The organism is Geminocystis sp. GBBB08 (assembly GCF_016743215.1).
GTDB lineage: Bacteria > Cyanobacteriota > Cyanobacteriia > Cyanobacteriales > Cyanobacteriaceae > Geminocystis.
Genome location: NZ_VRZC01000139.1, coordinates 1 through 10,312, shown reverse-complemented (window position 1 = coordinate 10,312; position 10,312 = coordinate 1). Strand labels below are relative to the sequence as shown.

General features: G+C 33.8%; 9 protein-coding genes. 6 read left to right on the top strand and 3 right to left on the bottom strand.

What is annotated here, in order from left to right:
- From FWJ34_RS15050 to FWJ34_RS15025, 6 genes are all read left to right on the top strand, one after another.
- Positions 1 to 944, top strand: a 944-nt coding sequence (locus tag FWJ34_RS15050) for a hypothetical protein (RefSeq protein ID WP_308256155.1), incomplete at its 5' end; no start/stop codon positions are given.
- A 262-nt stretch (positions 945 to 1,206) separates the two neighbouring features.
- Positions 1,207 to 1,605, top strand: coding sequence for a peptide-methionine (R)-S-oxide reductase MsrB (gene msrB / locus FWJ34_RS15045; RefSeq protein ID WP_308256154.1), 399 nt, complete (start codon positions 1,207 to 1,209; stop codon positions 1,603 to 1,605).
- Between the two features lie 80 nt (positions 1,606 to 1,685).
- Entirely contained in the window at positions 1,686 to 2,054 is a 369-nt protein-coding gene (locus tag FWJ34_RS15040; RefSeq protein WP_308256153.1) for a YccF domain-containing protein, read from the top strand.
- 184 nt (positions 2,055 to 2,238) lie between these two features.
- The gene (gene leuC, locus FWJ34_RS15035; protein ID WP_308256152.1) at positions 2,239 to 3,642 is read left to right on the top strand and encodes a 3-isopropylmalate dehydratase large subunit; all 1,404 of its coding nucleotides are present in this window, start codon (positions 2,239 to 2,241) and stop codon (positions 3,640 to 3,642) included.
- A 74-nt stretch (positions 3,643 to 3,716) separates the two neighbouring features.
- Entirely contained in the window at positions 3,717 to 4,307 is a 591-nt protein-coding gene (locus tag FWJ34_RS15030; protein WP_308256151.1) for a GUN4 domain-containing protein, read from the top strand.
- 340 nt (positions 4,308 to 4,647) lie between these two features.
- Complete coding sequence (locus FWJ34_RS15025; RefSeq protein WP_308256150.1) at positions 4,648 to 6,054, top strand: efflux RND transporter periplasmic adaptor subunit; 1,407 nt, start codon at positions 4,648 to 4,650, stop codon at positions 6,052 to 6,054.
- A gap of 44 nt (positions 6,055 to 6,098) precedes the next feature.
- On the opposite strand, the gene FWJ34_RS15020 is transcribed toward FWJ34_RS15025, so the two are convergent.
- From FWJ34_RS15020 to panB, 3 genes are all read right to left on the bottom strand, one after another.
- On the bottom strand, positions 6,099 to 6,488 hold the full coding sequence (locus FWJ34_RS15020) for a PIN domain-containing protein (RefSeq protein WP_308256149.1): 390 nt from the start codon (positions 6,486 to 6,488) through the stop codon (positions 6,099 to 6,101).
- Between the two features lie 321 nt (positions 6,489 to 6,809).
- On the bottom strand, positions 6,810 to 9,197 hold the full coding sequence (locus tag FWJ34_RS15015; RefSeq protein WP_308256148.1) for a dynamin-like GTPase family protein: 2,388 nt from the start codon (positions 9,195 to 9,197) through the stop codon (positions 6,810 to 6,812).
- 242 nt (positions 9,198 to 9,439) lie between these two features.
- Positions 9,440 to 10,213 carry a 3-methyl-2-oxobutanoate hydroxymethyltransferase gene (panB, locus tag FWJ34_RS15010; RefSeq protein ID WP_308256147.1) on the bottom strand — a complete coding sequence of 258 codons (774 nt, stop codon included), beginning with the start codon at positions 10,211 to 10,213 and terminating at the stop codon, positions 9,440 to 9,442.
- Positions 10,214 to 10,312 lie beyond the last annotated feature (99 nt).

Sequence of the window (10,312 nt, the reverse complement as noted above, 5' to 3'; positions counted from 1 at the left end):
CTAATGGTATTCAATCTTATATTATTCCTAAGTCTTTTACTTTTGCATCTAACTATCAAAAAATTAGAGATTTTACCTTTGAAGAAATAGTTAATATTGTTGACTGTGGTAAAGTTTGGCAAGACGTTAAACTTGAGGTTTGCATTTTTGCTTTGTATAAAAATTTTGTAGCTAAAAATTATATATCCTCCAAAAGATTTGATGAAAGTATAAAATACTTAACTATCATTGATAAAAAATTAGTTAAGAAGTTTGATTTTTTCTTAAATGGTTTAAATGTTGACGAAATTAATATCGGTTTAAAGATACTAAAAAACTGTCAATTTTTAAATGATATTAGTCAAAATCAAAGAGGTGCAATGTTGCAAAAATTTATTAGTGATAAAGGAGATTCTTTAGTTATTGGTGGTGCAGAAGTTCAAAAGTATGGTATTCAAGGTTTTAAAGGTAAAATTAATCGCAGTAGTATTAATGATCAAAAAGCCTTCATTAAACCTAATTCTATCCTTGTTCAAAATATAATAGCTCATATTATTAATCCAGTGGAGCATATTCAAATTACCGCAACAATTCTTGATAATAAAAATTATATTTTAGTAGATACCATTAATCAAATAGAATTTGATAACAATATTCTTCCTGAATTTATTTGGGCTTTACTACACAGTCAATTAATTAATTGGTATGTTTATCATTTTGTGTTTGCTAAGGCTATTCGTACAATGCACTTTGATAATCAAGTTACTGAAAAAATACCCATGCCAAAAAACATTAATTTAACATTACAAAAACCTTTTGAAAAATTAGTCAGAGAAATTTTAAACTTGAAAAAAGAAAACTCTAATAATGATACTACAAAATTAGAAAAACAAATTGATTTATTAGTCTGTCAATTATATGGATTAACGGAGGAAGAAATCAAAATAATTCAGGGAATAAATTAAGTATAAATAAAGAATAAAAATTAAAGACAAAGGAACAAAAAATAAAAATATCATCTGAGTTTTGATGATTGAAAATATATAAATCACTTAAATTAATGATAAAATTTATAAAGTGTTCTTAAATATAGCAAAAATGAGTTGATTAGGACATGATAAACGCCGAAGAAGTATTTATAATCTATATTTCTTCTTTACCATTTGCCCTTTACCCTTTACCTCTTGCCCTTTGCTATAACTTTTAATCATAAAATCTCAAAATATCATGGTAGAAAAAATCAAAAAAACCGAAGCAGAATGGAAAGAAATCCTCACCCCTGAGCAATTCCAAGTAACCAGAAAACACGGCACTGAAAGAGCTTTTACCGGAGAATACAACAACAATAAAGCCGATGGAATTTATAGATGTGTGTGCTGTGGTAATGAATTATTTACCGCTGACACTAAGTTCGACTCTGGCACAGGATGGCCTAGTTTTTGGCAACCCGTGAGAGAAGATAGTGTTATCTATAAAACTGATGTTAGCTTCTTCATGAAACGTACAGAAGTGCTGTGTGGTGCTTGTGACGCTCATTTAGGTCATGTATTTGATGATGGGCCAAAACCGACGGGAAAACGTTATTGTATGAACTCTGTAGCCTTAGATTTTGAACCGAAAAAATAATCCTTAACCCCCCTAAATACTTTCACAGGGGGAATTTTTAATCCCAACAATATTTATATAGTTTTTTTAAGATCAATAATATGACTTTACTTGGCAACATTATTTGGTTAATTTTCGGCGGTTTCGTTAGTGGAATCGGCTATATTTTTGGAGGTTTATCTCTTTGTCTTACCATTATCGGTATTCCTTTCGGTTGGCAAAACATTAAAATTGGGATTGCGATTATGACACCTTTTGGGAAAGAAAATTATATCACGCCAAACTATTCCAGTACTCTGAATACTATCTTAAACGTAATTTGGGTTATCTATTGTGGATGGGCGATCGCATTATCTCATCTAATTTTTGGCGGAATATTATTTATTACAATTATAGGTATTCCTTTCGCTCAACAACATTTTAAATTAGTGCCTTTAGCTTTATTTCCCTTTGGCAGAGAATTTCGTTAATACATTCCCAATTCTTTGTGAAACAGGCATCTTGCCGGTAATTTCTCAGACTCATTCCTCGTGCAACAGGCATCTTGCCTGTAAGACTCATTTCTGATTCTTCATTCCTAAATTAGCAATTGCTTAAATCATCGTTTCTCACAGATAATAGAAATAATTAGAGGATTTTCTATATAAAATTAATATGAGTAAAGGAACGTTATTTGATAAAGTCTGGAATTTACACACCGTTGGCACATTACCCTCCGGACAAACTCAATTATTTATCGGTTTACACTTGATTCATGAAGTAACTAGCCCTCAAGCCTTCGCCATGATTCGAGAAAGAAATATTAAAGTACTTTTTCCTGAACGCACCGTAGCAACAGTAGATCACATCGTCCCGACAGAAAATCAAACTCGTCCGTTTGTGGATACTTTAGCAGAGGAGATGATTCAAGCCTTAGAAAATAATACCAAAGAAAACGGCATCAGATTTTATAACACCAATTCTGGTAATCAAGGTATTGTCCATGTAATTGCACCCGAACAGGGCTTAACTCAACCCGGTATGACAATTGCTTGTGGTGACTCTCACACTTCCACCCATGGGGCTTTTGGGGCGATCGCCTTTGGTATTGGTACATCTCAAGTAAGGGATGTGTTAGCTTCTCAAACCTTATCTTTAACTAAATTAAAAGTGAGAAAAATTGAGGTAAATGGAGAATTATCCCAAGGAGTTTACGCTAAAGATATAATTTTGCATATTATCCGTAAATTAGGGGTAAATGGTGGTGTTGGTTATGCCTATGAGTATGCAGGTACAACTTTTGAAAAGATGAATATGGAAGAAAGAATGACCGTATGTAATATGTCTATCGAAGGTGGTGCTCGTTGCGGTTATATCAATCCTGATCAAGTAACATTTGAGTATCTTAAAGATAGAGATTTTGCTCCAAAAGGCGAAAAATGGGATGAAGCGGTGACATGGTGGGGAAGTATCCGCAGTGATGCTGATGCTGAATATGACGACGTTGTGACATTTAACGCTAGTGAGATTGAACCTACCGTTACATGGGGTATTACTCCCAGTCAAGGCATTGGTATCAGTGAATCTTTACCTACTTTAGACGGCTTACCTGAAAATGATAAAGAAATTGCCATAGAAGCCTTTAAATATATGCAATTACAAGAAGGACAACCCCTCAAAGGTACTCCCATAGATGTTTGTTTTATCGGTAGTTGTACTAACGGCAGAATAAGTGATTTAAGGGAAGCCGCAAAATTTGCTCAAGGGCATAAAGTAGCGAATAATGTCAAAGCCTTTGTCGTACCTGGATCTGAAAGAGTAAAACAACAAGCGGAAGCAGAAGGACTACATCATATTTTCTTAGATGCGGGTTTTGAATGGCGCGAACCCGGTTGCTCTATGTGTTTAGCGATGAATCCTGATAAATTACAGGGAGATCAAATTAGTGCATCATCTTCTAATCGTAACTTTAAAGGTCGTCAAGGTTCAGCCCAAGGACGTACTTTATTAATGAGTCCGGCCATGGTAGTTGCCGCCGCCATTAATGGTAAAGTTTCCGATATAAGAGAACTTCACTAATTAGGAATTAGGAATTAGGAATTAGGAATTACCATTCCCTTCTATAAATAATAATTTATTATCGACTATCAAATATGAAAATTAAACCTTTTTTTCTTGCCCTTATTTTTACTTTTATCTCCACTAATTTCCTCAATAAAACTTACGCTCAAACCGCCTTATTCAATGAAAATCCTGATCTTATTTCCCCAGAAAGTAAGGTAAATTTTAATCATCTTGCTCAATATTTAGAACAACAAAATTGGCGTAAAGCTAATGATGAAACAAGAAATATTATCTTACAAGCCACCGGGAGAAAATCTATTGGTTGGATTCCTCCTTCCGAGTTTAAAAATCTACCTTGTTGGGATTTAAAAACGATAGATAGATTATGGCTAGAAAACTCTAATAATAGGTTCGGTTTTAGTGTTCAACTTCCAATTTATCTTGATACAGGAAATCGCCCCGGAAGACTTATTGGTGACGATGCTTATAATAAATTTGGCGATCGCATTGGTTGGCGTAAAGATAATGATTGGATTATTTTCATTGAAAATCTTGATTACTCAAGTACTGCTCCCATCGGACATTTTCCGAATCCTCGTCCAGAATATTCGATTACAGGAGGAAGATTAGCTTATTCTGTCTTAGCAGAGAGAATGATGCAATGTAATATTAAAAAATAATTAAAGTCAGAGTGAAATTACATTTTATCAGTTCAACAAGAGTGAACACTTTGACTATCACTCAGTGCATTGCGTTTACTATTGGTTTTCTAGCCCATTCATTGATTGCGAGGGGATGGCCTTGGGCGGCAGTGCGTGATCGAATTACTTAAAACTTTTATCTCACCATGAAATAAATTTTATGACTAATAGCGAACGTTAATATAAATTAACTCAATTTGTGGGAAAAATATTCAGGGTTGTGATAATTTTTAATTTTTGAAGAGAAAAAAATTGCTACACTTATTGTAACCACTTTCATTCTATCTCTTAGCCCTCAATAAGTTTTATATGAGTATTTATGAATAATCACTTTTATGCCAAAAATCTTTTTACTGCTGTTTCTTTAGTTACAGTTTTAACGGCAGGATGTAGTCAAGAACAAACACAAGCACCAGCACCAGCACCAATAGCGGTAAACATAACTACCTTACCATCAGCTCAAATTATTGATAGTACTGAATATGTGGGTACATTAGAATCTGTAAAAAGAGTTAATTTAGCACCTGAAATTAATGGTAGAATTAGACAAATAGCTGTTCAAGAAGGGGATTTTGTAACTCAAGGACAATTAATAGCCGAATTAGAGCCTACTCAACAAGAAGAAAATGTTTTTGCCGCCGATGCAAACGTACAAAGTCAAATAGCAGCGTATAATCAATCTGAATCGGAATTAAAACAACGGGAAGGAGAAAAAAATAGTACATCAGCGCAGGTAGCCGGATTAAGAGCGGATGTGAGTCGTGCAGAGGCAAACTTAAAATCAGCCCTTGCTAATTTACAACGGGCTACTGCAGATTTAGAATTAGCTAAAGTTAATCATGAAAGATCAATATTTTTAGTTAATTCTGGAGTACTACCAAAACAAGATTTAGACGATAAAACTAGAGACTTAAATACAACTAGAGCTACGGTTTTAGCTCAAGAAGAAGCAGTACAAGCGGCAAGATCTCAAGTACAAACCACGAAAGAATCCCTTAATTCGGCGTTAAGTAACTTGCAAGTTGCCGAAGAAAGAATAGAAGGTGCAAAGGCTAATGTTGCTAGAAATAAAGCACTTATTGATCAATCTAGAGGAAATAAAGGTAGTATTCAACAAGAGTTGATTTTTAATAGCATTGTCGCCCCTGTTAGTGGTGTTGTCGGCGATTTTAAAAAGAAAAAAGTTGGGGATTACCTAAATAGAGGAGAAACTTTTACTACTATTACCAGCAATGATCAATTTCATCTTAACGTCAATGTACCTAGTGAGAGCCTTAATCGCTTAAAAATTGGTCTTCCTGTAGAAATTCTCAATGAAAATAATTCTGTCTTGGTTTCGGGTAATGTTAACTTTATTTCTCCTGTGGTAGATCAATCAAATCAGTCTGTTAATATTAAAATCACATTCGAGAATAATAACATCTTTAAAGATGAAAAATATGTTCGTGCTCGTATTATTTGGGATACTCGTCCTGGAGTTTTAATTCCTACCAATGTCGTTAGTAGTTTAGGTGGACAAAAATTTGTCTTTGTTGCCCAATCCGGTGATTCTGATTCTTCTCTTATTGCTAAACAAATTCCCATTACGGTTGGTAGAATACAAGGACAAGAATTTCAAGTTATTTCAGGTGTGCGTCCTGGCGATCGTATTGTTACTTCTCGTATTTTAGACTTAAGAGATAAGACTCCGATTACAGAAGCAGAATTAACTTCTAGTACTAACTAAAGTTGGAGAAAAAAGAAACTTCATTAATGAAAAAAAGTAACAAATCAACTTAAGGTTTGTAACCAAGAGGCTTTAGTTAAATTTTCATCGACGGTGGCAAGAATAAGTTTATAATATACAGAGGTGGCAACTATAAAACTATCGGCTGGATCTTGATGAATTAAATCTAATTTTCTACTCAAAATGGCAATTTCAGAGGTTAAAGGCACTTCAATAACATCAAGCTCTTCTAAGCTATCTCTTACCCATTTTTCTGGTGTAGGTTCAAGTATTATTCTTTTTTTTTCACCTAATAACAAGGCTTCCCAAATACTAATAGGACTTAAATATAGTTGATTTGTTTCATCTTGAATAGCTTTTGTTAAGGTTTCTGAGAGGAGCGAATTACCCAAAAGATAACAAAGCCAAAGTCCAGTATCTAGTAATATTTTCATGATAAAACATCCCAGCTTACGAAATTAGAGGTAAGCTCAACAATATCTTCAAGGATTTTACCTCTATGTTTCATACTTCCAAAAGCAACTCTTTTCTTTTTCTTAATAGGCTGAATTAAGGCGAGGGCAATTCCATTTTTGGTAATAGTCAAGCTATCTCCAGTTATTTAGGCTTGGTTAATTAAGTTTTGGATGGTTTCGGGGAATTTGGTATTGGTAATTTGATTCATAATTAATTAAGTGTTTCTGTTATTTTTAATAGCTAAATATGATAGTCTTTTTTAAAAGCCCTTTAGGGCTAACTACGAACTTTAATTTTAGTTATTCCTGAATGGTTATTAATGGTAATTTACGCTCATAAACTTCCATGGCTTCTAAACAATTATTAATGTTAGAAACTGCCTTATTATAACTTTGAGCATCTTCTTTAATTTCTGTCATTAATTGCTGATTATAAGCGATTTTTTCTCTGGCTTCTTCTTCGAGAGTTTGTTGTAAATTTTCTCTCGCTAAATCATGTTTTTCCAGAATATTCTCTTTCATTTTTTCTGCTAATGGTAACAAATTAGTTTTGATGGTTTGATTAATTGTTTGTAAAAAAACCTCCCGAATTGTGCGGTTAACTTTTGGCTCAAAATCTAGTTTTAATAGTTGACGAATGGCAGGTTCTGCATCTATCATGGCATTGACATCATAGCTTTGTGCTGTCTGTTTTAAGGTTTCCCGGAATTGATAAATAGAAAATGTACCTTCACTGTAAAACTGCGGTGTTTCTCTTACATAGCGATCGCATTCTGTAGTAGCCGCCGTTTTCAAAGCATAGAATAATTGACTTTCTAACTCTGATAAATCGTTTTCGATACCGCCATCATTGCCTAATAAACGGTAAAGTTGACGATAAAAGTCTTGTAGTCGCACATCAAAAACCAAATCATTGATAAAATTGTTAACTAAGTCTTTTAACTCCTCAATCAACACATCTTCAAGGGAATTGGAGAGATAATATAATGCCTCCACCAAAACGGCAATTAACGGTGCAGTTTGGTTACGGGGATGGGCTTTTACCGCACGACTGTAGGTGTCGCTGACGGAAAAAGTTTTTAATAATTCATCAAGATGGTTAACAAAACGAGTTTGTAATCTTTGAAAATCCTGATTAAAGGCTTTATTTTCGCTTGTAACTGTTAGGTTAACTTGTTCGTTAATATACTCATAAAAATTGTTACCAATGTCTTGTAATTCAAGATTTAAACGGTTTAATTCTTGTTGTTTCATTGCCTCAATTTCTTGAGGTTGACTGTTTAATTCTTGTTGAGATTGTTGGTAAATTTTCTTTAAAGCGATGCAAATAGGTGATAAATCATCAGCTAAATTGGCGAATAGTTGAGGGCGTTTTTCTTCTATTAAATAACGGGTAATTTCTTGTTTAAAATTATCAATGCCACTATCTTTAATTAACTGATCAATTAACGGCATTCCCCATTCGCTCAAAATCCTTAAATAGTTTTGATTTGGCGTTTCATAACCATTCACTGAAACTTTAAAGTTAGTAGTAATTAATTTACCTGAATTGGCACAATAATTATTAAATTCACTAATAAATTGAGGCGTTTCTTCTTCTCCTCCTAAACCTTTTATACTATCGGCAAAAATGCTATCTAATCCAAAGCGATTACTAAAAGAAGTTTGCTTAATTTGACTACCATAAAACCCTAATAGACCGCTAGTTTTATACACTCGATTAGTGTGGTTAAAATCACTGTTAATTAAACTATCTAATCGTTCTCTTAATTGACCATTATACCATGTTTGATCAATGCGATTAAACACATAAAAAACTCGATCTCGAATGGAAGAATTAGACTTAATTTTCTCTAATAAATCTGTTTCTGCTTGGGTTAAATCTCCGGCGGAGGCAGGTTTTAAAACACAAACAACTACTGAAGTATTAGAATCTTCGATTTTATTGAAAGCTAACTCTCTATCTTTTTCGATAGGTGCATCAATGCCGGGTAAATCCACTAACACGTTACCATCTTCAAGTAAAGGATGATTGCAATAATAATCAAGACGTTTCAACACCGCCGAATTTTTTCCTCTACGCGCATAAGTAGCCGCTTCGGTGAGATTATTAAAGTTAAATTGCTCCATGGAATAAGTAGCGTTAATTGTGGGGTGAATTTTCTCTTTATTATCCTCAAAACCTTCTAATAATAACTTTAAAGCGTTAGCTTGTTTTGCCTTTTCTGATTTATTAACACCACCTTCTTGGTTGATAATTTGCTCACATTGTAGTTTTATTTGCTCAATTACATGAATTTGATTGACATAAATATCCGTCAAATTGATATTGAGATGTTTAGCGAGGGTTAAAATCTGTTCTAAAATTTCACTTTCACTTAAAAACGTTAAGACTACTCTTTCTTGATTTGGCTCGGCATACTCAATGTAACACTCAATGCCCGTTGCGTGACCTTCTGCACTATACAGTAATTCACGACCTAATAAGCCATTGATTAACATAGATTTACCGGCACTAAATGCCCCAGCAAACACAATTTCAAATTTAGGGGCGATCGCTTTTTGTAGTGATGTTTCTAACTTAGAAGTTTCTTGATGAACTCGTAAATCAGGATTTTTCTCAACTAATTCCAGAATTTGATTAACTTGAGATGCTAGATTTTCGCACTGAGGATGAATTTTCGTCATGAGAAAGTGTTAATAGTAGGTTTCATATTACTATATTAGACTAATTTAAAAAAAATCGATGAAATAAGTTAAGAATTGATCATAAATACAAATCCGCTCTTCCCCTTCCACCTTTTAAGGTCGGGGCTGTTTCATTGTTAAATTTTTAGTTTAGGTAAGAAAAAGGGAAAAAGGAGGAGTTTTTGATAATTTATAAGCCTTAAATTGATTATTTTATCTCGAACTGAGGTTGTAGGAGAATATTAAGGAAATTGACGAGATTTAACATCCTCCGAAAAATGGGTTACAGAATCAAGAATTGTTTGGCGTAAATTAGTATAAGGTTTCGCAAAAGGCGGTAACTTTTCTGACAATCCTAATAAATCTGCCGTTACTAATACTTGTCCATCACAATGATTTCCTGCACCAATACCGATGGTGGGAATTGATAAGGTTTTCGTGATCTGAATAGCTAAATTTTCGGTAATATGTTCTAATACGATAGCAAATGCTCCAGCTTGTTCTAAGGCTATGGCTTGATTTAAGATTTTTTCTTGGGCTTCAATGGTTTTACCCTGTTGTTTATAGCCTAAAATTTTCACAGATTGAGGTGTTAAACCCACATGAGCTATTATAGGAATACCAATTTCTGTTAAACGGCTTACAGTCTCAATCATACCTGGATAACCTCCTTCTAATTTTACAGCATCAGCATTCGTTTCTTTGATCATTCTCCCCGCCGATTTGATCGCTTGACTAATATTAGTTTGATAAGTCAAAAAAGGTAAATCAACTACTACCAAAGCCCGATTAATCCCTCTACACACCGCTTTTGTGTGATGGATCATATCTTCTAAAGTCACAGGTAAAGTACTAGAATATCCTAAAGCTACCATGCCTAAAGAATCCCCTACCAAAATTAAATCTATTCCTGCTTGATCTAATAATTGGGCGATGGCATAATCCCAAGCGGTTAAACTAACAATAGGGCGTTTTTCTTGTTTCCACTGTTGTAATTTTTGAATGGTAACTTTCATGGGATAATTACGGCAATAAATGGGTAGAGAGATTATTATGCCATAGTTAAGGAATTTAGAATTTAGAATTTAGTATGAACTAGATGGAACTGGTACATC